The sequence below is a fragment of the Methylobacter sp. genome (assembly GCF_036845245.1).
Lineage (GTDB): Bacteria > Pseudomonadota > Gammaproteobacteria > Methylococcales > Methylomonadaceae > Methylobacter_A.
On the sequence record NZ_DAIUEH010000005.1, the window covers coordinates 64,021 to 91,009 of the forward strand.

The 26,989-nt window shown below is 47.1% G+C and carries 19 protein-coding genes; all 19 read right to left on the minus strand.

What is annotated here, in order from left to right; all coding sequences use genetic code 11:
• Nucleotides 1-4: 4 nt before the first annotated feature.
• The 19 genes from V7051_RS03860 to V7051_RS03950 all read right to left on the minus strand — a co-directional run bounded on the left by V7051_RS03860 (nucleotide 5) and on the right by V7051_RS03950 (nucleotide 26,981).
• Nucleotides 5-2,128 carry a CHASE domain-containing sensor histidine kinase gene (locus V7051_RS03860; RefSeq protein ID WP_333873724.1) on the minus strand — a complete coding sequence of 708 codons (2,124 nt, stop codon included), beginning with the start codon at nucleotides 2,126-2,128 and terminating at the stop codon, nucleotides 5-7.
• Nucleotides 2,129-2,202: 74 nt separating this feature from the next.
• Nucleotides 2,203-6,507, minus strand: a complete 4,305-nt coding sequence (locus tag V7051_RS03865) for a PAS domain S-box protein (protein WP_333873723.1) — start codon at nucleotides 6,505-6,507, stop codon at nucleotides 2,203-2,205.
• 9 nt (nucleotides 6,508-6,516) lie between these two features.
• Nucleotides 6,517-7,029, minus strand: coding sequence for a disulfide bond formation protein B (locus V7051_RS03870; protein ID WP_333873722.1), 513 nt, complete (start codon nucleotides 7,027-7,029; stop codon nucleotides 6,517-6,519).
• An 82-nt stretch (nucleotides 7,030-7,111) separates the two neighbouring features.
• Nucleotides 7,112-7,519 (minus strand): CBS domain-containing protein, encoded by a 408-nt coding sequence (locus tag V7051_RS03875; protein ID WP_333873721.1) that lies wholly within the window; start codon nucleotides 7,517-7,519, stop codon nucleotides 7,112-7,114.
• Nucleotides 7,516-7,866: a P-II family nitrogen regulator gene (locus V7051_RS03880; protein WP_333873720.1), complete on the minus strand. Its 351-nt coding sequence runs from the start codon at nucleotides 7,864-7,866 to the stop codon at nucleotides 7,516-7,518. Before V7051_RS03880 ends, V7051_RS03875 begins: the two co-directional genes overlap by 4 nt.
• Nucleotides 7,867-7,874: 8 nt before the next feature.
• On the minus strand, nucleotides 7,875-8,654 hold the full coding sequence (locus tag V7051_RS03885; protein ID WP_333873719.1) for a DUF1538 domain-containing protein: 780 nt from the start codon (nucleotides 8,652-8,654) through the stop codon (nucleotides 7,875-7,877).
• On the minus strand, nucleotides 8,651-9,379 hold the full coding sequence (locus V7051_RS03890) for a DUF1538 domain-containing protein (RefSeq protein WP_333873718.1): 729 nt from the start codon (nucleotides 9,377-9,379) through the stop codon (nucleotides 8,651-8,653). Before V7051_RS03890 ends, V7051_RS03885 begins: the two co-directional genes overlap by 4 nt.
• Before the next feature lie 119 nt (nucleotides 9,380-9,498).
• On the minus strand, nucleotides 9,499-11,034 hold the full coding sequence (locus V7051_RS03895; protein ID WP_333873717.1) for an ATP-binding response regulator: 1,536 nt from the start codon (nucleotides 11,032-11,034) through the stop codon (nucleotides 9,499-9,501).
• 174 nt (nucleotides 11,035-11,208) lie between these two features.
• On the minus strand, nucleotides 11,209-15,240 hold the full coding sequence (locus tag V7051_RS03900) for a response regulator (protein ID WP_333873716.1): 4,032 nt from the start codon (nucleotides 15,238-15,240) through the stop codon (nucleotides 11,209-11,211).
• Nucleotides 15,241-15,404: 164 nt separating this feature from the next.
• Nucleotides 15,405-16,097 (minus strand): potassium channel family protein, encoded by a 693-nt coding sequence (locus tag V7051_RS03905; protein ID WP_333873715.1) that lies wholly within the window; start codon nucleotides 16,095-16,097, stop codon nucleotides 15,405-15,407.
• Nucleotides 16,094-17,698, minus strand: a complete 1,605-nt coding sequence (locus V7051_RS03910; protein ID WP_333873714.1) for an NAD-binding protein — start codon at nucleotides 17,696-17,698, stop codon at nucleotides 16,094-16,096. Before V7051_RS03910 ends, V7051_RS03905 begins: the two co-directional genes overlap by 4 nt.
• Entirely contained in the window at nucleotides 17,695-20,898 is a 3,204-nt protein-coding gene (locus tag V7051_RS03915) for a type I restriction enzyme subunit R domain-containing protein (RefSeq protein ID WP_333873713.1), read from the minus strand. The genes V7051_RS03910 and V7051_RS03915 overlap by 4 nt, the downstream gene beginning before the upstream one ends.
• Nucleotides 20,891-22,201, minus strand: coding sequence for an RNA-binding domain-containing protein (locus V7051_RS03920; RefSeq protein ID WP_333873712.1), 1,311 nt, complete (start codon nucleotides 22,199-22,201; stop codon nucleotides 20,891-20,893). Before V7051_RS03920 ends, V7051_RS03915 begins: the two co-directional genes overlap by 8 nt.
• Before the next feature lie 42 nt (nucleotides 22,202-22,243).
• The gene (locus tag V7051_RS03925; RefSeq protein ID WP_333873711.1) at nucleotides 22,244-22,489 is read right to left on the minus strand and encodes a hypothetical protein; all 246 of its coding nucleotides are present in this window, start codon (nucleotides 22,487-22,489) and stop codon (nucleotides 22,244-22,246) included.
• Nucleotides 22,490-22,511: 22 nt separating this feature from the next.
• A complete protein-coding gene (locus V7051_RS03930; protein WP_333873710.1) occupies nucleotides 22,512-22,703 on the minus strand; it encodes a hypothetical protein in 192 nt (63 codons plus the stop codon).
• Nucleotides 22,700-23,134 carry a PIN domain protein gene (locus tag V7051_RS03935; RefSeq protein ID WP_333873709.1) on the minus strand — a complete coding sequence of 145 codons (435 nt, stop codon included), beginning with the start codon at nucleotides 23,132-23,134 and terminating at the stop codon, nucleotides 22,700-22,702. Before V7051_RS03935 ends, V7051_RS03930 begins: the two co-directional genes overlap by 4 nt.
• 3 nt (nucleotides 23,135-23,137) lie before the next feature.
• Nucleotides 23,138-23,824: a restriction endonuclease subunit S gene (locus V7051_RS03940; protein ID WP_333873708.1), complete on the minus strand. Its 687-nt coding sequence runs from the start codon at nucleotides 23,822-23,824 to the stop codon at nucleotides 23,138-23,140.
• A complete protein-coding gene (locus tag V7051_RS03945; RefSeq protein ID WP_333873707.1) occupies nucleotides 23,821-24,837 on the minus strand; it encodes a PDDEXK nuclease domain-containing protein in 1,017 nt (338 codons plus the stop codon). The genes V7051_RS03940 and V7051_RS03945 overlap by 4 nt, the downstream gene beginning before the upstream one ends.
• Nucleotides 24,834-26,981: an HsdM family class I SAM-dependent methyltransferase gene (locus V7051_RS03950; RefSeq protein ID WP_333873706.1), complete on the minus strand. Its 2,148-nt coding sequence runs from the start codon at nucleotides 26,979-26,981 to the stop codon at nucleotides 24,834-24,836. Before V7051_RS03950 ends, V7051_RS03945 begins: the two co-directional genes overlap by 4 nt.
• Nucleotides 26,982-26,989: the final 8 nt, after the last annotated feature.

Consider the following 26,989-nt stretch of genomic DNA (forward strand, 5'->3'; position numbering starts at 1 on the left):
ACATTTATTCAGGTAAATCAAATAAAACAGTAGTCCCGCCACCCTGCGTTTCTTTCAAGCTGACAGAACCGCCGCAACTTTCAACGATACGCCGTACAATTGCCAAACCGATGCCTGTGGAGTTTTGATTATCATGCACCTGCAAGCGCTCAAACACCCCAAAAACGCGCTCCCGGTATTCTGTAGGAATACCAAGGCCATTATCCGAAACGCGGAAAACCACCCGCCCGGCCCTTAATTCACCACTAATCGATATATGCGGCGTAAGCTCAAGATGACGATAGTCTAAGGCATTGTCCAACAGAATACTGAAAATATCTTTCAGGCGCGGACGGTCAATATAGACGGAAGGAAGGTCATTGTAATCCACCTGCGCACCTGTTTTGCGGATTAACGCCGACCTCTGCTTCAGTAAGTGAGCAATAACCTCGGAAACGGCAATTTTCCCGATCATACTGCGCGCTTGGTCGGCGGCAAGATATAACTGGATATCGCGCACCAGGGCACTTTGCCGCACCGCGCCTTGTTCAATAAAATACAACGAGGCGGTCAGGTCTTCGTTTAGCAGTTCTACCGGCATTTGTTCGCGCAAGCGTTGACTAAAACTCACCAAACGCCGCGCCGGCTCTTGTAAATGGTGTGCGGCAATATAAGTAAACTGTTGCAATTCAGCATGGGCGCGCGCCAACTTATCCTCCATTTGCTTTCGCTCAGTGATATCTACACATGAACCGATATAACCAAGAAAAACTTTATCTTCGGTGTAACGGGGAACGCCGGTATCTATCAGCCAGCGATATTCGCCATCATGGCGACGCAAACGGTACTCCATGGAAAAACTTACGCGCCGGTTAAAAGCCGTTATATAAAGATCAAGGCAGCGTTGATAATCATCAGGATGTACACAGTCTGCCCAGCCGTTGCCTTGTTCCTGCTCCAAAGTACGACCGGTAAATTCCAGCCAAACCTTATTGAAGTGATAACAGAGTTTATCAGTATCCGATTGCCAGATCAGCACCGGCGCCGAATCCGCCAATAGCCGGAAACGTTGCTCACTCTCGCGCAATTCTGCGGTCAGTTTATGAGCTATTTTCGAGGCATTGATGCTCATATTAAGATAAAAACGCAACAGCAAAAACAGCAGGAAACTGCTCAGGATTCCCGCTCCCAGCATAATCCACAACTTGCTGTAATCATAGATACCTTGTGTACCGACAACCTGCTCGAACTGCAATGTCCACACAGTGCCGTTAAAATCGATCATTATTTCTTTGATGGACAATGGCCGGACAGTCTCAACATAAGACGGTTCTGCGTTGTCATACAGCAACTTATCCGCTTGCACAGAGGGGCCGTCATAAACGCGAAAATGTACATGCGTCGCCGTTTTACCTTCAACATTCGGCACCAGCTGATCAAGCAGATCACCCATACGAAAAGGGCTGTACACCCAGCCCGACAATGCAGCCCGACGTTGCTCGACAGTATCGAGAGGTCGGCTTTTTTGATAGACAGGCGCATACATCAACGTACCCGCCTGCGCATTTTCTATCGATTCCTGTACCAAAGTCACCTTGCCCGACAGGATAACTTCATTTTTATCTCGTGCCTGTTCCATTGCCGTACGGCGCACCGGTTCGGAATACATATCATAGCCGAAAGCGCGTAAATTCAGCCCGTTAAACGGTTCCAAAAAAATGACCGAAGAATAAACATCGCGCTTACCTTCAGGATGCACCGTATATTCAGGAAAGCCTTCAGCGCGTAGCTGCGCCTGATGTGCGGCTAATTGTCCGGCCGGAATCCACACTGAAAAGCCCAAGCCCTGAATACCGTTAAAATGTTCATCAGCACGTAAGCGCTGGACATAACGATGCCATTCCTGACGCGTCACGGTATCCGATGAGTCGAATAGCGCGGCGCCTCCCAATAATGTCTGCTTATGCGCATCAAGCCGTGCCTCTACTTGTAACCGGATCTCATCACAGTAAAAAGCAAACTTGCGATATTCGTCGTGCTCTATGTCGTGTTTCATCCAATAGCCGGCAAACCCCGTACCGAGCAGCCCGATCAGTAATAACATCCAGGGCAGCATGAATCGCAAAGAGCGTTTGGCTAACAGTCTCATTATTTTTTACGCTTGTTCCCAAACTCTAAATTCGCATAGCAGGAAGTGGCATAGCGATATTATTGATCATATTTCTATTCCGGATTTACGGCATTGACAAGGGGCAATTCAAACCAGAATAGACAACCTTGCCCCTCGCCCGCCGATTCTACGCCAATGCCGCCCCCGTGATGTTCGACAATTTTACGGCACAAGGCCAGGCCGACGCCGGTACCTTCAAAACGACTGCGGGCCTGTAACCGGGAAAACACCTTAAACAGACGGTTTACTTGACTCGGCTCGATACCGATACCGTGATCGCGCACCTCCACCCGTAATGATCCGGCATGGATTGTTCCATGAATATCCACCTGTGGCGGCTGGTCTTCTTCGTGATATTTAAGCGCATTACCCACCAGGTTTTGTAACAGCCGCGTTAATTCATCGCGGCTGGCAAATAATTCAGGCCAATCGCCGGTTACTTTAATTTCCCCACCGCAAGCGCTGAGCTCGGGCTTAAGAAAAGCCAACGCCTCATCTAAAGAGGCCTTACTGCTGATCCATGTTTTGGCTTCAAATTTACGCCCTATCCGAGAATAATCCAGCAACGATAAAATCATTGCATCCATACGTTTCGCACCCTCCCTAGCAAAATTGAGAAACTGTTGCGTTTCTTCATTCAATTGGCCGGCCAATGCGTTTTCAATCAAGGATAAATAACTGCTCACCATGCGTAACGGCTGGCGCATATCGTGGGACACCGCATAGGCGAATTGTTCCAATTCGGCATTGGAACGTTTTAACTCGGTTTCTGCTCGTTTGTATTCAGTGATGTCTTCAACCATCGCCATGACATAATCAAGCTCACCGCTGGCTTTACGTAAACCACGCACCACCAATTTGGTCGGGATAACTTTTCCGGTACGACTGACAAAGCGTTTCTCTAGGGCATAACCATTGATTTCATTAGCCAATAACCTTTCAAATTGCTCAACATCGGCGGCTAAGTCTTCGGGATGGGTCAACTCCGCCCAAGTCATTTGGCGTAAGGTTTGTTCTGAATATTCCAGCATTCTGCATAAACATTCATTAATTCGAATCCAACCCTTTTCGGGTGAGGTAATCGTTAACCCCACGAGATCCAATTCATAAAATGCCCGCAACTGCTCTTCGCTGCGATGCTTTGCCAGTTCTGCCTGTTTGCGTTCGGTGATGTCATACAGCACCACTAAATGCTCGTCCTTAAAAGAATCGACAATTACCGCCGCACTCGCCAACACGGTTTTAAAAGCGCCATCTTTACTGCAAATGTTAATTTCCATCGGCAAAAATGACCGGCATTCACGCTCGGCTTGTTCCAGTGCCGCTTGCCAAGTCTGAGTTACCCAATGCCTATAGTTCGGATCAGGATAAGCTTTCAGCGACCAGTCAGCCAGAGTGGGAATATCGTCGACGTTGTAACCGAAAGTTTGCACAAAAGCCTGATTCAGGAAAGTAATGTTCAACTGCCCGTTATTTAACGCCATCGGTACCGGGGAAGCTTCAATAATCGAACGGAATTTTGCCTCGCTGGCTTTTAGCTCGTCTTCCATAAGGTTGCGGGCGGTGATATCGCGGAGGAAGCAAAAATTGAACTCATGTCCACCGATGTGAACGTAATTGGCGTTGACCTCAATGGGATATAAGTAGCCGTCCTTCGTGCGGTGACGGGTCTTAAGCGTGATGGTGCCGCGCCGCTTGAGATCTTCAAAGTGCGGCCCCCAGACGCCGGGCTGATAATCCGGGTCCAGCTCGAAAATGCTCATTTCGAGCATTTCCTCTCTGGAATAGCCGCGTTCCGTGCAGGCCGCACGATTCACATAAAGGATACGCCCCTCGCGGTTGATCCAGAAGATGCTGTCGCCCGCGTGATCCACGCTGAATCGCATCATCTCTAACGATTCCTCTGCCTGCTTGCGCTTGGTGATGTCGCGCGCAGCGGCAAACACACCAAGGACATTGCCATTACTGTCACGGTATACGCTGGCGTTATAAAGCACGTCGGTAATCTTACCGGATACATGACGGATAGCTAATGGATAATCGGTTACAAAACCCTGGGAGAATACCCTTAAATACCCCTCGCGCGCTTTTTCAGGATCAATGAAATAATCCGCAAAATCGCTACCGATCAGGCTGTCTCTATTCACCCCGGTCACCTGTTCCGTGGCAGTATTGACATCAGTGACTTTGCCCTCTGCGCTGATCGTCACCAAGGGATCCAGGCTCGCTTCAATCAGACTGCGCGCATATTGAGAAGCGGCCTGGGCAATTTCTTCAGCTTTTTTACGCTCGGTAATGTTTTTATGGCTAATTACAACTCCGGGACGTGATCCTTGTAATGGCGATACATTCATCTGAAACCAGCGTTGCTCAGTTGGCGAGTGACACGGATACTCTAAATGAAATATTTTCCGATCCCCCGCCAGCACCTCCGTAATGCCGCTTTGGGCAATGCTTGCTTCATCGCCATAAGCTTGATTAAAGGAATTTTTACACGCATCCAGATAATTGAAGCCCAGCATATCCCGGCTGGATTCAGGTAAACCGTTCTCTTTGGCAAAGCGCCGCCACGCGTCGTTGACTGCAATAATGCCCCCCTGCGCGTCCAGCACGGTGATATGCGAGGTCAGTGAGTTAAGTATGCTGGCATTAAAGGCATCGCTGTCACGCAGTTTTTCCTCCATTTGCTTACGCTCAGTAATATCAGTCACGAAGCCATGCCAAAGCACCGAACCGTCTTCTTCGCGTTGCGGCAGAGCGTTACCGAATAACCAGCGTTCTGTGCCATCTGCAAACCTGAGCCGGTATTCATTACGCCACGGATTTAAATCCCGCGCCGATGTTTGAATAGACGCCAAATGCCCATCCAAATCATCCGGATGAACAACGGCAAATATCTTGGCGGCATCATCAACCACGTCTTCGGGATCGACCCGATAAATATCGCGCAATACCTCGCTGGCATAAGGAAGGCAGGAACTGCCATCTTTACGCAAGCGAAATTGAAACACTACGCCGGGCAATTGGCGGGCTATTTTGTGCAGTTTGTCCAGAGCCTCCTGCTGCGCCGCCTCAGCTTGTTTACGCTTGGAAATGTCGCGAATATAAGCGCTAAAAAAATAACTGTCCTGCTGTTTCAGAGCATGAACAGCAATCTCTATTGGAAACTCCGAAGCATCGGCACGTAAACCTGTCACCTCCAAACGCGTACCGATAATGTCCGATACGCCTGTCTCCATAAATCGTGACAAGCCTTGCCAATGTCTTTCCCGGTAAGCAGGCGGAACAATTAACTCTGCTGTGTCGCGTCCCAAGGCCTGCTCGCCGGAATAACCGAAGATATGCTCGGCCTGAGCATTCCAGCCTATGACATTACCATTATGGTCCATACTGACGATGCCATCCAATGACGAGTCCAGCAGTAGTTGGATACGTGCGCTATTTAATTGCAATGCAGTGAGTGTTCGCTTGAGTTCACTCACATAGGCCGCGAATGTCATCCCGACTACAGACAGGATCAACATGTACGCCCAATAATTGTAGAGATTGGCTGTGGCTATTTCCTCCGCAAAAAAACCGATTTGATAGTAAGCACCTGTTAAAGCTTGGACTGCAATCATCAATAACACGACAGTTACCCCTCGATTACCAAGACGCAGGGCCACCCATGTCACGCAAAGAAACAACCAATAACCTTTGGGCGCCTCGGTCAGGTATTCACGGAACCAACCCATGAAAACGATTTGTCCGACCAGGAAAGACAGGCCACTCAACAGCAGCGCTTCAAGCGGTTGCCTTGCCTTAAACGGTTCCCATTTTTCCTGCCACCAAGCCAACATTAACGGCGTAACCAATACAACGCCGAGCGTATCGCCCATCCACCAACGCAATACGTTTGCAAGATAATCGGCTGGGGTGATGTAGCCCGCAAGCAGGATGGACAATCCGCCGATCATCGCCCCCGCAATGCCGGCAACACCTCCCGATATAACCAAGCGCCGGTAGTCTCGTAGCGTGTGCAGGGATAAGACAGACCGGCCATTACGGGTGAGCAGCCAAACGCCCAAAAGCGCTTCCACGGTATGCGTCAGGGTGATGCCGCCAATTGCCCAAACCGAATCATTGGAGAGTGTATTAAGCGCCAGCGAGCCGAGAATCAGCCCCCGGATATAACGCCTGCCGCCAATGAGCAACACCGCCAACGCCAGCCCGGCACCCGGCCAGACAGTGCAAACGACGTTATTATTGGTGAAGTGGTGATTGATTACATAGCCGAGAAGCAGGTAGAGCAAGGCAATGCCGAGCTGTTTTAACCATCCGGTCATCATGTTTGGTCTGGCAATGGAGTCGGCAGACATCCCGACACCCTAGCGATTCACTGCTTTATAATTCCAGATCTGCAACAAACTGAGAGTTGCCAACATCAAAAAAGCCAGTAATGTCCAGGCAGGCATGCTGAAACCCAGCATCGTCCAATCCACCTTAGCGCAATCCCCAGTACCGCTGAGCATTAATTTAACTGTTTCAAACAAAGGGAAGTTTTGCAGCACATACTCCAGACCAGGGCCGCATTCAGGAACCTTATCAGCAGGCAAGTGCTGTATCCAGACATGCCGGGTTGAAATAGCCGCGCCGCACAAAGCCGTTACCGCGCCTGCAATGGCGTAAGCGGTCGTACCGCCTTGTACCGGATTATGGATAGCAGCGCTTAAAAAAACCAGCCCGGTCAGCAAGATTGCAATGCGTTGGGAAATGCATAAAGGACAGGGATCCAATCCTTGAACAAATTGGAAATAAGCGCCCATCGACAGCAAAAAAACACAACCGAGAAAGCCCAGAAAGAACCAGATCCTGGAATTAAATCTTAACCATTTCAACATGATCAACTGCCTTTTTTAAAAAATTTATTTATCGCCCCCAGCATCGGAGCGGAAACTGTACGGCTCACAGGAGCCTGTTTATTTACAATAAATTGAACATTCCATCCAGCACCAATGAATTCGGGCTGACCACGCCGATAATCTTGTTATTTTCAATAACCGGCGCCCTGACCAGATTATAGTCGGCAAATAAACGCGAACAATAGCGGATGTCCATATCGGGATGGACTGAAATGACCGGCTTACTCATAATTTCATAAACGTTAACCCGGTCCGGCGCGCGGTCTTTCGCCAGCACATGACGGGCAATATCGCCGGAATTAATCATGCCGTATTCGTCATCCTCATGGCGTTTATTAACCACCAACACCGAAGTTTTAAGCGCTTTCATTTTCCTTAACGCATCGCCTACCGTAGCAATGCCGTCGATGGTGGCGAAGTCGGTTTTCATTACATCTTTGACACGAATTACAACGCGTGGCTCAATCATATTTTGTCCTCAAGTTCATGGGTTAATTGTTCAACCTGCTGCATGACGCCAACGGCATCTTCAACATCAATTTGAATGGCGATACCGGTGCCGGGTTTGCTGTCGAATTGCGCGATTTTGGCGATGGCTTCCAGAATGTGCCGGCTCAGATGCTCTTCGACCAAAAACAACAAGACATCGCGCTGCGTTTCCAGCGTCAAGCCAAAAAAAGTTTTCGATTGTTTCATGCCTTCGCCACGGGCATTATTGAGAATGGTTGCGCCTTTAGCGCCGTGTTCACGCGCGGTATCAAGCACTAGGTCGGTTTTGTCATCTTCAACAAAGACGATAATTAATTTGAAATGCATGGTAAGCCTCAAGGTTTAGATGAAAGACTGCCTTTGCTACGCCACTGTGCGATTTGCGCGTAACCCAAGACAGCAATGATAGGAAATAGACTGGCAAAGGCAATCAAGCCAAAGCCATCCAGTAACGGGTTGCGGCCGGGAATGGTAGAGGCCAACCCCAGACCTAATGCGGTAACCAGAGGCACAGTAACCATTGATGTCGTTACACCGCCCGAATCGTAGGCCAGACCGATAATCAGCTTGGGGGCGAACCGGGTTTGTATCAAAACGATGATATAGCCCCCAATAATATATAAATAGAGTTCCGACCCCGTAACAATCCGAAAAGTACCGAGAGCTAGACCGAAACCCACGCCGATGGCGACAGAAATTCTTAACCCCCAGGCCCGGATCGTGCCGCCTGAAATTTGTTCGGCTTTAAGGGCGACAGCAAGCAGGGAAGGCTCAGCCAACGCCGTTGAAAATCCAATGCTGGCCGCAAAAACATAGACCCAGAAATAAGATTGCCAGGTGATGGCCTCAGTAACAGAATTAACACCCAAAAACTCCGGGGTGGTCAACTGCGACGCCATCAAACTGCCAAGCGGAAACAAGGCTAAATCCAGTCCCTCGAGAAAAAAAACAATGCCCAGCAAGACATAGAAGAAGCCGATAATGGTTTTTTTGGGATGAGCCAACGGTTTTCGAATGACCAGCAGCTGAAATCCGATAATAATCACAACAATCGGTAAAATATCGCGACAGGTTTCCAACAGCTTCAACGCAAAATGCATTAGCCAGTCGATCATATAGCCATCCCGTAAGCCATCACAAAAATCGTCGGCATCAATGACGCCAGGACAATAAGACCAAAACCATCGGTCATCGGGTTACGGCCTTTGATTGATGTAGCCAAACCGACGCCCAGAGCCGTCACCAGCGGAACGGTAATGCTGGACGTGGCGATACCGCCGGAATCATAGGCGATGCCGATGATCTCGACCGGCGCAAAAGGCGTCATGATGGCAACACAAACATAGCCGAAGAAAACCGGGTAATACACCGGCCAGCCCCGGATAATTCTTAATACGCCGATCAAAATAGCAAGACCGATGGACAACGCGACGGTAATGCGTAGCCCCAGCGCATAACCAGCTTTTGCCGCATCGGTTTGTTCTATCAGATGACCATTACCGGCAATATTTGCGGCTTTTTCGGCAACCGCGATCAGTGCCGGTTCAGCGACGGCAGCGCCAAATCCCAGACAGAAAGCAAAGGCCAGTAGCCAGAACAAACTACCTTTACGGGCGAGCGCATAAGCCATCGACTCGCCAATCGGGAACAGGCTTTGCTCAAGCCCCTGAACAAACAGGGTAAGACCGATAATAACAAAGAGGGTGCCGACAATTAAACTGCCGACATCGGGGATAGGCTGGTGAATGATTAAAACCTGAAATACCAAAACAACCGCCAGGATAGGCGCCAAATCCAGAAAGCTACTGAACAATTGTTTAATGAAAGGGTGTTGTAACATTAAGGCTTTTATCTGAATTCATTAATAATGCTTACGATTATCGCGGTAAAGCCGGTTACGCAACAGCTATTTTAGGTGATGCCGTGTTTAAACCCGCCCGGAAAAATTCGCTTAATCACTCATGTGCTTGAAAATCGTGGCAAGCTAACCGATACCAGAGTCAGGTTTTTCTCATCTGAAACATCCAGAGCAATTTTTCCGTTCTGAGCCTCGGCGAGTAATTTGGCCGAGTAAAAGCCCATTCTGATATCGGCAGATTTCTCTTGAGCGATAAACTTGTCGAAAAAGCTTTCCCGAATGTTTACAGGAACCACTCCCCTATTCTGAATCGTAACCTGCATGGGGTCTTCATTCAGTAGGCTGATAAGCACAATGCTTTTTGTCGGCGCCGCCTCGCAGGCATTTCTTATTAAATTATTGAATAAGGTATAACAAAGCATCGCATCACCCAAGCTTTTAGGCGCTTCCTGACCCTGCATCATGATATCAATAATCGACATCGTCACAGTGAGCTGTTTGTCAGCATAAGCTTTACGGGAAATTTCAACGAGACAGCGCAGAATCTTGTAAACATTTACCGGCTGAGCATTAAGCTTGAAAATACCTGTCTCAATTTTATAGAGTTCTGTAGACAGGTTGATCATATTCAGCATTTGCAAAGACGTTTCTTCAACTGTTTGCAATTTGTCGGCTTGTGCAGGATCCAAAGTCACATCATCGGCCAAATCTTGGACCAAACCGATAACCTCGGACAGTGGCGTCTTGGTGTCATAACGAATAATATTTTTCACATCGTCTCTTAGCCGGGCCAACTCCTGCATTGAATCGTAATCGGCTTGCAACTGCTTGTGCGCTTCCACGTAACGCAGGAAATTGCGGACACGGGGCTTTAATACCGCCGGATTAATAGGCTTGGCAACAAAATCTATCGCTCCCAGCTCCAAGCCCTTAAGTCGAACATCATCATTATTAATTGCCGTAACAAAAATCACCGGGATGTGTTCCGAACCCGAATGATTTCGCATTCGCCTTGCTACCTCAAAGCCGTCTATGCCGGGCATCATAATGTCCAGCAACACCAGATCCGGCGGATCGTCTGACTGACAGATCGCCAGTGTTTTTTCGCCATTATCAGCAATGCGTACCCGATATTCATTCTTAAACAGATTAGATAATATGGATAGATTGTCCGGCATGTCATCGACAACAAGAATTGTCGGCCGAGTGGACTTCTTCTGCTCAACGGGCTCGAGTGTGGCTGATATTTCCCGCGGTCTCCAGGACAGAACCTTTTCTATTCGCCGCACCAAATCCCGCCCCGTATAAGGCCTGATTAGAAGATCGCTGGCGCCATTGTTAATAGCTTCTTCTATACGCTGCCGGTCGGTTTTATCGGTAATCATCAGAAAGGGCAGCTTCTGTAAGCGCTCATCGGCTCGTACCTCCTTGAGCAATGCCAGTCCGTCCATTACCGGCATATCCCAGTCAGACAGCACCACGTTAACCGTTTGCGACCTTAATATGCGCAGCGCTTCCGCCCCATCTTTTGCCGTCAGTATATTTTCGTATCCCAGGGACCGTAACAGGGAATTTATGACATTGCGCATTGAGTCAAAATCGTCAACGATAAGAAAGATGAGCTGCTTTTTAAGCATTTAGTAAGTTCCTTTGCAAGGGGAAGTCAGACATTATTAGTCATGGACGAAGACAAATAGTCCGTTTTCTAAAGCGGATTGACATGTTCCCCCCGGCACATCTTCCGTTTCTGACCGGATAATTTATCAGGCAGTCGTTACATTGAATATTTGCAGCAAAACATTGCATCGCATTCATGCCAAACTATCGGCTATAGCCTTTAATTGCTGTAAAGCCTGACTGAATTCGAACTTATGGATAACCTTATCAAGCTCGGTAAAGTCGGCATCATTACAAGCCACTCTAAATTGGTCGCGCGCACCGTCGAAATAATCAATCGCAACGCTATCGTCATCGGCCAGATAGCCGGTAAGCGTTGCCAGCACAAGCTTGAAAGCATTTTGATCAAGCACCGTTGTCTCGACAGGACGTTCTGTTACGATAACACCCGGCGTCAGCTTGATATGGTTCACCAACGTCGTCATGATCGCGTCGAAATGATGCAGCGCCTGCTGTATCGCTGCCGAACCTGCATTTTTCAGGATAAGCGATTCCAGTTGCTCTGCCGCCTCTTGTGCGGTTACCGCACCGATATTGCCGACGATGCCTTTTATCGTATGCACAATACGTTCGGCGCCGATACGATCCTGGTCCGCCAAGGCCTCGCCAATGCGCGCAGCCACGTCGAACTGGCCTTGGCAAAATTGACGCAGCAGGCTTAAATAAAGTTTCTGGTTACCCACCACACGAAGCAAGCCTGCCTCGGTATCAATACCCGGTATCTGTAGCGGTTCCAAAGCGGACTGCTCGAAAACGGCAGTATGCTTAATCGGTTGTTGATCCTTCTTTATCCAGTAAACCAACGCCTGCAATATTGTATCCCGATCTACGGGCTTGATAATATGATCGTTCATGCCTACGGCAAGGCAACGCTCACGTTCCTCGACCATAGCGTGCGCCGTCATCGCGAGTATCGGTATATTACCAAAACGCGTATCGGCGCGAATAATCCGGGTTGCTTCAAGCCCTCCCATTTCCGGCATTTGTAAGTCCATCAGTATCGCATCGTAGATTTGCCGGGAACTGCTGATTATCTTCTCGACCGCCTCACGTCCATTGTTGACCACATCAATAATTACGCCGAAGCTTTCCATCTGTTCGACGACAATTTGCTGGTTAATTTCGTTGTCCTCGGCCAACAGAATGCGCACACCTTCCAAACCGCTGTAATACGGTAACGCGCTGCCTGTGGGCGCTGTACCCAAAAACTCGGTATTAGCGAAGTGGTTAACCAGCATATCATATAGCGCCGGTTCACTAACCGGCTTGACTAAAAAGCCATCGACCCAGATATCTTCCGTGCGTCGCCGCACTTCGTCATTGTTAAAAGCGGTTACTATCACCATCCGTGGTGTATCAACAAGATTGGCATTTTGCTTAATGAGCCGGGCTGCTTCAAGCCCCCCCATTTCCGGCATATTCAAGTCCATCAGTACCAAATCGTAAGGCGCGATACTATCGCAACACTCGACCGCCGCCACAGCGGCCTGACCGGAACATGCCGTGTCTGCCTCAATAGAAAAGCGCAGCAACATTTCCCGTATTATGTCCCGCGCGGCGGCATTATCGTCGACCACCAGCACGCGTAAATCGATCAGGTTCTGCGGCAAAACGCGCTGCTTGTTTGTGGCTCCGGCAGACAACCCGAACCAGGCCGTAAAAATGAAACGGCTGCCTTGGCCTACTTCGCTTTCCAAGTAAATTTTGCCGTGCATCAACTCAACGAGGCGTTTGGAGATAGTCAAGCCCAAACCTGTCCCCCCATATTTACGCGTGGTCGAACCATCCGCCTGGGAAAAGGCTTGGAATAACCGCGCCGATTGCTCCTCTGTCATGCCGATCCCGGTATCGCGCACGGTAAAACGTAATTTAACCCGGTTGTTAACTTGCTCCAGCAATTCGGCGGCTATTTCGATTTCGCCCTGGTCAGTAAACTTTACCGCGTTATTGAGTAGGTTCACCAGTATCTGCCACAACCGCAACGGATCACCGACCAGGTAACGCGGGATGTGCGCTGGGATTTTATATAACAACTCCAACCCCTTATCACCGGCTTTATATCCTACCAGGTTTGAAACGTTATCCAGTACTTCCTCTAAGTCAAAATCCAAAGACTCCATCTCTAGCTTGTCGGCTTCAATCTTGGAAAAATCCAGAATATCGTTGATGATGCCAAGCAGAGCAGTACCGGCCCGATGGGTTTTAGAGATGTAATCGCGCTGCTTGGGCGTCAAATCGGTCTGCAAAGCAAGATGCGACAGACCGATAATGGCGTTCATCGGCGTACGAATCTCATGACTCATATTGGCGAGAAACTCCGACTTAAGTTTGGACGCTTCCAATGCACGATCACGCATCAGGGCCAGCTCAACTTCAGCCAAGGCGCGATTCGAAGCCTCCAGCGCCAGCGCAACCATGGTGGCAATGGAGGCGGCAAAATCCACTTCTTCGGGCGACCAGCAATGCATTTGACCTACTTGTTCAAAGCAGACGACGCCGACCACGCTCCCCTGGAACCAAACGGCCGCATCCAACATTGACACAATGTTCAGCGGCTTTAGATAGAATTCCGCAAAACCCGCTGTTGCAGGATGCGCATAAGCGTTGTCAGCCACCAGCGTCCGCCGCTGTTGCAGGGTGGCCGCAAAATACTCGGGATAATCGGCCCGGCGCAGGCGCGTACCGGCCGCCTCCGAATCAACTGCGGAACGCGAACGGATGAACAATTGCTTAAGCTCAATCCAATCGCCGCTTTCATCCAGGTCCCAATAACCGGCCCGTTCAACTTCCAGCGTAACGGCGGCAGCACGCAGAATATCGAGGAGGGCAGCGTCAAAATCACTTTTATCATTTCGAGCCAATTCAACCAAGACATCGCGCTGAAAGCGGAGCTGTTCGGTACGTGCAGCGATCCGTAACTCCAGGTTATGATTGAGTAGATGAATATTTTCTTCGGCCAGTTTGCGTTCGCTGATGTCTCGTACATTAGCCTGTAACACGATTTCACCGTCGATTTCCATGCGCGTCAACAGCACCTCAGCCCAAAACGTCATACCGTTAAGGCGCTGATGCACGCACTCAAAAATATGGGTGCCGTTTACCAGCGCTTTTTGCATCATGGCTGCAGCTTTATCTGCCGAACAAGAGCCATCCGGCTGAAACTCCGGAGTGACAGCGGAGGGAGACAAGGCTGTAAACGCTTGTTCGTCCTGACAGCCGTACAGGGCAACCGCAGCCGGATTACCTCCCAAAAAACCCCGCGTCGGACTTAACGTCAGCAGAGCGTCACGCGAAGACTCGTACAGTATGCGGAAACGTTGCTCGCTGGCCAGCCGTGCTTCCTCGATTCGCTTACGCTTGGTGATATCGGTGCTAATCACGATGTATTGAAACAGTTGCCCGTTTTCATCCATGAAGGGAACAATGGTGGTATCTGTCCAATAATTACTGCCATCCTTGGCACGGCTACACATCTCACCACTCCAGACCTCACCTTTGATAATGGTCCGGTACATCGCGACAAAGAAATCTTTCGAATGATGACCGGAGTTGACGATACGGTGATTTTGTCCTAACAATTCTTCTGAACAATACTTGCTGATAGCGCAGAATTTATCGTTGACGTAGAGAATATGGCCTTGGGTATCGGTGATAGCAACAATAGAATGCTGATCAAGCGCGTATTTTTGTTGCTCCAGGGCAATGGCGCTCTTATGCAGTATTTGTTCGTTACGCTTACGCTCGCTGATGTCGCGGGAAACCACCAATACATTCTGGACAGATCCATTTTGATCCAGGATAACGTTCGACTGGGACTCAATATAACGAATACTGCCATCTTGCAGCAGATAGCGGTATTCGGTGCGCTGGCCACAACAGGAAGAGACCACTTCCTGAAAAATGCGTTTAACTTTCTCCCGGTCGTCAGGATGAACGTACTGGAAAGAATCCTCTACCCTGCCGCTACTGTCAGCAAGAATGCGTTGGTAAGAAGGACTGTTATAGAGACGGCGCCCTTGAGTATCCAGTAAAACGATTAAATCATCGACATTCTCTGTGATTAACCGAAGAATAGCCTCATTGCTCAGCAGTCCCGGCTTGGCCGGTGACAAGACGCCTTGCTTATCTTGAGGCGGTTCCTGATCATTAGTGAAAGGTGGAATCATGACTTAAATATAATAAAAAAATTATTACCGGAGTTTACCTTTATATGGCAACCCATCTAACGGCAACAGCGCCATAATAGAATTCACGTTTGCGGTTTTCCAAACTACTGAAAAATAAAGCCCCGGGCATGAAAAAACACACTTCGTTTGTGAGCTCGCTAACATCAGCATAGTTCAACTTCTTTTTTAAACGCTTTTATTTCCCTTGCCGGCCCCATTACCACCAGGACATCCCCCGCATCCAGGAAGTGCTCCTTATCGCCGAGCGCGAAATGCAATTGATCGCCTAATTCTCTGTCGACAACACCGATAAGTATCAGATTATGCCTTTCATTCAACTTCAAGTCGCTGGTCTTGGTATTTTCCAGACAGCAACCTTTAGGAATTTCTACTTGCGCCATTTTTAAATCGTGCCGCCCGAAAACAGTATTATCCAGAATATTGGTAATATCCGGTTTGGTTAACATTTCGTGGGTTTTTCTGCCGCAGATTTCATAAGGATCAATGATCTTATTAGCGCCCGCGGCTAACAATTTTTCTGCCGATTCCGGGTCATCGACAATAGCGACAATGGTAATATCTTTATCGATTGCCCGCGCCGAAATCGTTAAAAATACATTATCAAAATCCCTGGGATAAAAACAAAAAAGCGTATCGACGTCAGTGCCTATGCCTATCGATCTCAACGCATCATCATTGCGAAAATCAATGACTTTGGTGTCAAAGCCTTTTTCTGCAACCAGCGCGGCTTCGACATCGTCCTTTCCGATAAAAATAATGCTGCATTGCTCCCGATTCAACCGGCTCATCGCTTCCAAAGACATGACACTGTAACCAAATACCGCAATGCGCTTCATTTTTTTCTCCCGTTTTTTAACCGGCTTTTTTCAATCTGCTCGCGAAAATAGCCGATAGCGTATTCCCTGCCTATAACGACCAGCAAGTCACTCTCCCGCAAGACAAAGTACGGCTCCGGATTAAAATAAAAATGCTGATTTTTTATCGGATAGCTGTTCTTATGCTTTTGATGTACCGGATTTGCACTGATAATGCCCAGCAACATGAGTTTTCTTTGTTCAAAGCCAACCTCGGCTATGCTCATCCCTTCAATGAATGAGACCGAATGCACGCATAACGTTTCCATGATGATATGGCTTTCCTCGCGGATAATACCCAAAATCGCCTCAAAAGCGACCGGCTGGCCGATATATTCGGCAACCACCATACCTGCGATTTCAAACGGCTGAATCACATTGCTGGCGCCGGCCTGATAGAGTTTTCTGACATTCTCCTGGCTGTTCGCGCGGGAAATAATCCTGATATCCGGGTTTAAATGCCGGCTGGTCAGCGTGATATACACATTGATCACATCATCGCCGGTGGTGCAGATAACCGCCGTTGCGCCGTTATTGATACCGGCATTCTGTATCACGCCGTTTTTGCTGGCGTCTTCATGGATAACCAGGTAACCCAGCCGCTTTGCTTTCGAGACGTTAGATTCTTTAGTATCAATGATAACGAAATGCTGCCGGTCTTTTTTAAGCTGTCTGGCAATATGCTGCCCTACCCGGCCAAATCCGCAAATGATAATAAAGTCATTAAACCGGTTCAGTTCGGCATAGGTACTGCTTTCACGCAATTCGTCCATTTCCTCATTAAATGCCGTGACAATGATCGAGATAAGAAAAGACAAGACGCCAAGGCCGACCAAAATCAATAGCATAGCAATGATTCGTCCGCCGGTGGTCTGCGGCGATATGTCGCCATAGCCGACGGTTGCAACTGTGACTATCGCCCAATAAAAGCCCTCGAACAAGTTATTAACCTGCCCGCCGTTAGCCGGATTTTCAAACAAATAAATCGCAGTACTGCCGATAAACACCAGAAAACCCAGAAAAACGCCCAGCGTAATCAGCTCGAAACGCCTGCTGACCAACACGTTGGCAAATACTTTGATGCTATTGAAATAACGAAACAGCTTAAACAAGCGAAACAGAAGAAATACCCGCATAACCCGTAGCGGCCTGTAGGTAGGCAAAATAGCAAGTAGATCAATCAAGGCCAAGGGGCTAAAAATATACTTTATTTTCTCGGCAAGAATGATTTTGGCAACCTTATCCAAACGAAAAGGAATATTTAAATATTCGGATTTTTCATAATGCTCCAGAATGGTTTTATGATTGTCGCTGTACAGCCAACCCCGCAACAGGTACTCAGCGATAAATAGGCTGATGACGCAATGCTCGAACAGCACCTCGCTTTCGCCCTGCCTGTGATCCACTTCGTAAATCAGTAGGAAAACGCTGAGCATCACCAGGCAAATCATGAAAACATCAAAATACGATTTAAGCCGGCTGTTCGGGTTTTCCAGCAGATTATAGAAAAACAGCTTGGCGCCTTGGTAACGCTTCGAGGTTTTCATCAAGTACGCAAAATAAACAATGAATTGTGTGATCATATTGTCGCCTCAAAATCATCACACAGCTTATCAACCAAATCATCCATTTCCTTGAAAAAATAATCTCCCACTTTCTGGCGGTTTAGTGCTTTGTAGCGACGGTATAGTTTGGCAAAATCATCATAAATTTCGGCTTCCGATGCGTGTGATTTAATTTTGACGATTAAACGTTCGCCCTCATTGGCAGTTCGAACATAATCAAAAAAATCTTTAATCTTTAAATCAAAATCCAGAATCATTGAACCAACCAAAGCTTCTTGCTCATTACGCGCGGCAATGATTTGCAGAATATCAAACTGATAACCGCCGCCATACTCGGCTCCCTCCGCTACTTTGAGCGGTTTCTTTTTCTTTTCCACCGGCTCGTAAGTGACGGCTTCAATTATTCCGATCTGATTATCGAAATACACCTCAATCGGATCTTTCACGTCGTCAGAACGGTGCATCATGTTGTAGAGCGTATTGAACTTGCGCCAGAAAAATAGAAACCCCGGCTCGCTATATTTGGCATCCAGCTCAATCACATATTCAATACGGTTGAGGATAGTAAAATACTGCGCCGCCTTGGCTTTGATGTCCGCAGTGTGTTGAGGATTAGCGTCGATGTATTCTTTCAAGCTGCTTTCAAAGTCCAGATAGCTTTCCGGGTCTTCACGCATGGCTTGGTCTTTGTAAATCGCCATAAACACCGTGAAAAACTTAGCAAAGGTATCCGACTTTTTCAGCTCGGTCAGCAAAATATCCAATACCTTCTTATCGCCAAACGGGTCAAAATCGCTCACCACCACATCGGAGAAATGTTCAAACGCGTCTTTGATGTTTTGCACATTCACATTGTTGTAGGAGAAATCCACAATCTTGCAGTCGTTCTTATATTTAGCTGTGCGATTGACGCGGGAAATGGTTTGAATGGCGCTGATGCCTTTAATTTCTTTATCCAGAAACAAAGTATGCAATCTTTTCTCATCAAAGCCGGTTTGCAGTTTTGCCACCACGATCATCAAACCGTTTTTATTCAGCGCAAAGCTTTCCAAGACCTTTTCTTCCGACAGTCCGCCATTTAGTCCCGTGGCGCTTTGTTCGTCCTGATTACTCGAATACACCACATGGATCGGCGCTTCGACATACTTGGCATATTTAGGCTGCTGCACTAAAACCTTGAAATACTTGGTTACCGCCTGCTGGTAGGCAATCGCCGCTTTAATGGAATGCACCGCCAACATCGCCTTGCCCGTGCCGCGAATTTGGCGATATACATCTTTCACCAATAAATCGGCCACATACTTGGCGATCGCATCAATGCGCTCGCGGTTTTCATAGACCTGCTTTTTTTGTGCGTCCTTGTATTCTTTTTCGGTGAAGCCTTCCAGCGGATTGCTTGGCAAGTCGAACAACATTTTGGATGCCACCGGCACAATGTTTTTCAGCGGGTTCAGGATAAAGCCATCCTCAATCGCTTCTTTCATTGTGTAGCTATCGAAAGGCCGCCAGAGTTTTTCGCTTTCGGCATAACCGCTGAATTCGCCAAAACGCGCCAGCGCATGGTCATCGGGAGTAGCGGTAAAGCCGATAATCAGGTTCTTTTTGGTCCTGGCCTCGGCATACGCGGCATTATCGAACGGGCTTTGCAGTTCATCAAAAATACTGACCATTTCTTCATGCTGGTCGCCGCTGTTGGAACGGTGGATCTCGTCGATCAGAAACACGATGCGCAGTTTGGCGAGCTTTTGCAGTACGTCAGCATCAAGCATCTCGCGCACCGAACCGAATTTCTGCAAGTTCACAATCACCAGCCGGGTATCGGATGCCAACGCTGCTTGAAAGGTTTTTTTATTGGTAACTTCCATATACATGCGATTATCGATGTTCATATTCAGCATCAACGAATCAATCTGGCTACGCAGTTGCAGCCTGTCCACCACGATCATGATTTTGTCGTAAACGTATTCGCCATCCCTCCGCAAATCTTTCAGCTGCAATGCAGACCAACCGATGATATTGGATTTGCCGAATCCTGCCGCGTATTGCATCAACAAGGAATACACGTTTTTGTTATTCGAATAGGCTTTGCGCTTTTCCAGCAGCTCTTTTTTCTTGGCTTCGCCTACGCCCGCCAACTGTTTTTCCAGCAGTTTTTCAAAATAATCGGGCTCTTGTTCATGCGCTAAGAACTCATCAATCTTGGCCATGATTTTATCGGTGCCGAATTTCTGTTTCGGGCGCGGCGAAATTAAATGCCCCGTTTCATTTTTGACTTCTTTCACGCCCTTGTTCACGTACACATCGCGCTCGATAAAGTTGTAATACAAGATTTCTTTTTCAATAAAGAACTTGCCGTACAACGCGGTAAACAGCTCTTTCAACTTGTCTTTCTTATCGGCGTCCGGCCTCAGCAGCGGATAAGGTTTGAACACACCGCGGGCTTTTTTCTCAAGCTCTTCGCGGTCGAATTTTCCTTCGCGGCAGGTCGCTAAAATCTCGTCAAAATAATCCGCAATCGTGCGAATGACAAAGGTTTCGCCAATATCGGTGGTGGTGATAGGAATGGCTTTTTCAAAAATTTTCAGGAAGTCTTTACGCTCAACCTGCTTTTCGTAATCGCTCAACATCGCATTGCTATCAATCTGTTGGTGATACACCTTTACCGCATCAAAATAATCTTTAATTACCTTGCCACGGCCATTCCTGGTAGCGCTTTGGTTGGTGTAGTTATTTTTTAATTCGCTATAAGCCAAATAAATGCCGTTCACAAACAACACAATATCCGGGCGGAAAGAGAACACCTGCTTGCCTTGGTAGTTGTATTTATAGGGCAGCTCCTGCACCACGGAAAAAATGTTCTCATCGAACAGCGCATTGTCATGAATCACGCTGTCGCTGGTATAAAACAGATGCAGCTTGATGCCGTGTAAAGTGATGGATTTATTGGCATTGATAAACAAAGCCATATTACGGCTGCTGGCGATACGCTCCTGGATCAGCGCAATCAACTCTTGCAGCAATAGCTTTTCGTTGCCCCGGTATTTTTTCAGCAAGGTTTCATAGGGCTTTTTGTTCAACTCGGCGCCGGAAATAAAAGCCTGCAAATCCTCTTCAATAATCAGGGATTGGGTGACGGTATTGGCTTTGACTTCCTTGTAGCCCAGACCATCCTGAAAGAAGGGGATTAAAAACTTATCTTGCAGATGGAGTTCATTCATTAGGCTTACTGGCCTCTGGCTTGACGGTAATGTAACGTTGATTGGGACTGGAAGGTTTGTCGGGAATGGTTGGCGCCAGTTTGCCCGAGGCAATAAGGGGTAGTAAAAAGGTATCGCGAAAATGCTCGCGATGGCTTAAGCCGAGATGCTGCATCATTTCTTTGGTTGAACGGGGAACTGCACAAAACTGCAACAGCTCGTCAGCTTGTCCGGTAACCTGTTCGAAGCCCTCCGCATAAGGCAACACCAGCCGAATAAAATTGGGGGTAAAACGGTAAATGCTACGGGGGTAATGCTCAAGAATACGCGGCACGCCGGAGCTCAGCTGTTCAACCATATCCAGGTCCCGAAAAACCCGCATCAGCTCTTTATTTTGCGGAACCGAATAGCCCATAAAAAACTCTTCTTCATCGAATCCCGAAGGCAGGCCGCCGGCAGAAGTAATCTCCAAACGATCATCAAAAAGCTCGAATTTGGGCGGCACTTCATTGCTGTAATTATTATGGATGATCGCGTTGATAAGCGCCTCGCGCAGTGCGACGGGATTCAATAATTTGCGCTCTTGGCGCAGGCTTGGCGTTATGCGGGCAAAGGTTTTATTCTCAACCTTGAGCTTTTCCAGCACCGCTTTGGTCGCTTTCACCAGCGAGCAATAGCCGTACTCTTCATTTTCAATCAGCTTCACCCGGTCTGTGCCTGCATACTTGGCAACCTTAATCGACAAGCCGTTAACGTCCGAAAGCAAATAAGCGGCATAGTTGTAAGCGCCATCCTCGGTCAGCAGTTCCAGGTTACGCGCAAACCGGTCATTCAGTTTTAACGGCGTTTCGCTGTAATAAATTTTCAGCTGTTCGAAGCTCAGCGTTTGTTTGCGCGATTTAATGGTGCCAATGGAGTTGCGAATCCTTCCGGCAAATAAATCCTCAATCATCCTGACCGGCATAGGTTCCGAAGCGCTGCCGATTCGGATATAACAACCCTTGGCCGACATGCCCATTTTGGCTAAGTAATACGGTTTTTCAGATCCGCCGACTACGGTAATTTTGACGATCTTTTTTTCATCGCGGGTTTCGGCGACTACATCAAACAGGCCCATCGTCGACGGGCTGATATTGTTTTTAATGCGATCCTTGATTTTCAGTTGTAAGGCATCGGCATCGCTAACGCCTATGATTTCCCGGGTTTTATCGTCGATACCGATATAAATCACGCCGCCATCTCGATAATTAAGAAAAGCAATCACCTCTTTTTCGAGCGTGTCGGTCAGCTCGCGTTTGAGTTCGATACGGTTGGATTCTTGCATTACGCTATCTTGCGCTAGTTCCCAAGCTTGGAGCTTGGGTACTCAAGAGGCGAAGCTCCGAGCCGCCGTGACAATCAACTCCCGGCTCAGCAGCTTAGTCGTCGCCATGCAATCCCCAGTCAACATCGTCTTGATAAAGTCTTCGGTTAACGACCTCAAGCCATTTTGTCGCCGTAAGTGCTGAACTTTTTGAATCACTTCGGTTGTAGCGGGCTTGTAACCCTCTATGGCTTGCGTGGTTTGAATGATTTTTTTAAGTTCATCGGGGTTGAGTGGTTTTTTATTCATAGTCAAATTTTTAATTGTTAATTCATTTTCTTAATAACATCGCTTTGTGGCTGATGTCTTCAATAGATAAGTTTTCATCCAATCCTTGCCGCCATTTTGTATAGTCAAACGGTTCGCGTTGAATTAGGGAGATAAACCTTTCAGCTTCAACATCACCCAAATATTCGCTGAGTAAATGAATGCCTTTTAATTTAATTTCTGTGTCAGTTATCATGGTAATGCCTGTTTTATAAAATCAATAGGGTCAACAATTTTTACGTTGGTGATTGTGTTTGCTTTCTTAATCACGTTATCATCCGTGGTGAGAAAATAGTCAGCCTTAGCAAAAATGGCGCAAGCAATATGCAATGAATCCATTTTTTGCAGTCCTTTGTCATTTAACGAAATGGCCATGCTTATGATTTCCGGGTTTTCTTCAACATCGGTTATTGCGTATTTTTTCCACTTGACAATTTGTTCTTTGCGTTCTTGAAATGGATTCTTGCTATTTTCATAATCAAGAATATATGACCATATCAGTTGATAAGTTCCCCGTCTAATTTCTTCTTGTATTGCAAGTTTCGCCTCAGTTTCCAACCTGATACGAATATGTGATTGCTCGTCAAAGGGGCGATTAAACATGCAGTTGTCTAAATAGATTTTCATTTTTTATTCAATTGTTTCACAAACTTTAATTTTCCCGGTCACCACATCGTTAATCAGGGTAAGACGCAGTTCCTTGTGTTTGTCGATTTGGCTGTTGATGGTGGCGACGATGCGGTCGATGTGGGCGGTTTTTTCGTCGAGGTAATTGGCGATGGCTTGTTGCTCCGCCAATGGCGGCATAGGTAAATTAAAAAGACTAAGCTCTTTAGTGGATAACTCAATGAATGTTGTGCCTCTCCCTAATGCTTCAAGTTTTGATTTTGAAGACAATAAACTGTAAAAAATAAATAAATTATTTGCAGCCTTATGCCTCAAAACCAATGTCTTACAACCTTGATTGGAACTTGCTTTTATCGAAAGTATACCAATGTGACCAATTGGCGCACGTCCAGAAATAACAACCGAACCGATTGGGCAAATAGATGTTCCGCAACTTGCATAACCTTTCGCGGTAATTTTTCTTTTTGTATCCGTAATAAATTTTGTATTTAACTTGCCAAGATCATCCGTAGTTACCCATGGCAACTCACCATCCCAATTTTCTGCAACACTGCTTTTAGGCGTTGCACCATTAACTACTGTGGAAATTTCCTTAACCCGCGTCACTTCCCAATGCGCGGGCACATCTCCCAGCCACTCACCTCCGTTGTTTTTATAAGCCTCATAGCGCTTTATACTCTGTACATTCATAGCTGATTTCCCTGGTCCGCTTGATTTAAGGCAAACATAATGCGGTCATTTTCCAGTAACTGTTTTAACTCGGTTTCGCTTGGTAAATAGAGTTGGTATTTTGAGGCAAAGAGATTGTTTTTGTCGTTAAGTACAGAGTATTTAGCCACGACATCGTCTGTATCAGCACACAGCAAAATGCCAATAGTAGGATTGTCGGTCGCCTGTTTTTCAAGGTCGTCAAACATTCGTACATACATATCCAATTGCCCAATATCTTTATGCGCTAATTTACCTGCTTTTATATCAATGACTACAAAGCATTTGAGCAGATAATTATAAAAAACAAGGTCTATAAAAAAATCCGAGGTTTCGGTGCGAATAAGTTTTTGCTGTGCCACAAAGGCAAATCCCTTACCTAACTCTAATAAAAATTGTTGCAGATGCTTAATAATCGCTGCTTCTAAATCTTTTTCTTTATAGGTAAAGTTAGCAGGCAGGTTTAAAAACTCAAGCACATAGGGGTTTTTAATAAAATCTAAATTTGCGTTTGTCACTGCGCCTATTTCTTTTGGCGATTGATTGGCTAAAATACGTTGAAAATATTGGGGGCTAATGTTTCTATCCAATTTTCGTGTACTCCAGTGCTGCTGTATTGTTTCGGTCATATAAAACCGTCTTGTTTCTATGTTTTCAATCCTAATCAATAACCGATAATGTGACCAAGACAATTCGGGACACACTGCGTCCCATATTGGAAAACATTGATAAAACTGCCTAATCCGTCGTAGCTCTCTTTCATCAAATCCTTTACCTACATCGACAATCAATTTTTGTGACAATTCTTTTAATAAAAATTGTCCGTAACCTGCTCTCCCTTTCCCGTATTGCTCTTCTTCGACAATACGTTTTCCGATAAGCCAATAAGCTTCAACCATGGCAAAATTAATCGCCGTTGCTGCCTTTTGCCTAGCAACCGTGAGTATGGTTTTTATTTCTTCAATCAATGCCGTTGATGCGTTTGTCATCGTCATAACGTCAACCCCGCTTCCAATGCTTTCAACTGCTGATCAAGCGCGGCAATTTCGCCCAAAATATCGCCCACTTCGCGCAGCTTTTCCGGCTTGTAGAAAATTTTGTTAAAGTTCAGCTCCACGCCGACGACGTTCTCCAAATATTCAAACGGCTTGCTGATGTATTTCGCCATAAAGGCTTCGATAGCCGCCCGATTGTCGGCTTGGTCTTTATGAAAAGGAATAATCTCGTAATCTTTCTGATAATCGGGCGTGAGGTCAACACTGATTTCGATGCGCTCCGGCTGAGTTTTGCTGGATTTCTTGAGGGCGGATTTCACTACAATTTTGCCGCAACCTAAGGCTTCTTTTTTTCCGGCGCTTTCCTTAATCAAGGTTTCTTGGCTTACATCAAAATAATATCGCCCTTGGCTGGTGGTGACGACCAGCGGCTGTTCTTTGTAATCCAGTCCAATAATAAAGGGTTTGATGTCTCGCTCAAAGTATTCGGCAAGCGAGTTAGGACTGGCAGAGCCCGCGTTGATGGACATCAAAGGGCTTGCGTACTCGGCATTTTGTTCGCTGACCTTCAGGTAAGCATGCCGCTCGCCTATCTTGCGATAGTTATCGCTATTAACGTTGGTTATGACAAATTCAGTGATTTCACGCTCTCCGTTAGTCAGGCTTAAAGGCGTGAGTTTTTCGCTGGTTTTACCTTCTTTCAATTTCTCTGCAAAGCTGTTGCCGTGTTCATCGACATTGGTGAGCATAATGGCTTGTTTGTTGAAATAGAAAAACTCCTTGTCAAACACTTTGGCGTAATCGGTATCCTGGTACGCGGTGAGCGTGGCGACGATTTCCAGGCGGCTGGCTGCATCGACTTCTTTGCGCTTGGAGCCTTTACTCTTCTTCAGCGGTTTGAATTTGTCGCTGGCGTTAATCAGCATCACTTTGTCTTTATGGTGCGGCTGCTTGTTTTTATTCAGCACCCATAAATAGGTGTAAATGCCGGTATTGAAAAACTCATCGGTCGGCAGTTGTATCACTGCTTCGACAACGTCGCTGTCCAACATCCATTTACGGATATTGCTCTCGCTCGATCCCGCATCGCCGCCAAACAGCGTCGAGCCGTTATGCACCACGACGCCCATGCCGACGCTGTCGAGCTTGGATATAAGGTGCTGCATAAACAGCAGTTGCCCGTCCGAGATCGACGGTATAAATTTAAAACGTCCGGTCTTGTCGTTGATGATGTCTTTATCGTAGCCTTTCCAGCTGACGCCATACGGCGGATTGGCGATGACGACATCAAATTCGTCGTTATCAAACTTGTCGCTCACTAGAGTATTGCCGTGTTCGACTTTGGAATCGGGGCGAAAGCGGCTTTCAATCTTGGCGAGTGCATAAAGCGCATCGTTCCAGTCTTGGCCGAAGGTTTGAGTCAGGCGCTTGAATTTTTGGTTAATGCGATCTTCGACACCAAACAACAGGTTACCGCCGCCGCAAGTGCAATCGTAGATTTTGAGCAGGGTGTCGGATTCTTCAAGCTTGGAGGCGATGATTTCGGCAATCAACGCGATCACGTCGTCGGGCGTGTATTGCTCCCCCGCAGTTTCGGCGGAAATATCCGCCCATTTGCGTTTGATGTGCTCTTCCAGCGTGGTGATTTCGGAGTTGTTGAACGGTTTAAGGTCAATCTCGGCCCATAACTTGGTGTAGCCCAACAAGATTTTTTTGGCTTTGAGCTTGTTGATCACGCCTTTAATGTCGAGGAATTTTTCGCCATCGGTCGCATCCACGCCGAGCAGGTCTTTGGTCTCGCCATCAAAACCTTTGAGGTAGGCGTCAAAGTCGATCTCGAACGATTTGTCGTTTTTGCAGATGTCGGTTAACGACTGGCTTTTTTCAAAAATGAAGATGTTATAGCCCTGTCCCTGATCTTTAATCATATCGTAAAGATCGTCTTTAGCGATGTTGGCAAAGGCTTGTTCGCCGATTTCGTCCTTAAGGCTGTCAAACATTCTGACGAGGCGACTTTCAATCATGGTGAGGGCAAAAAACGGCATCATAAATGAAGGCCATTCGGATTCTTTAATGCCGCAGCCGCGCAGTAGATCGGCAGTGGCCCAGATTTTTGATTCGTACTGGAGGATATTGTTATTCATTATTGTGT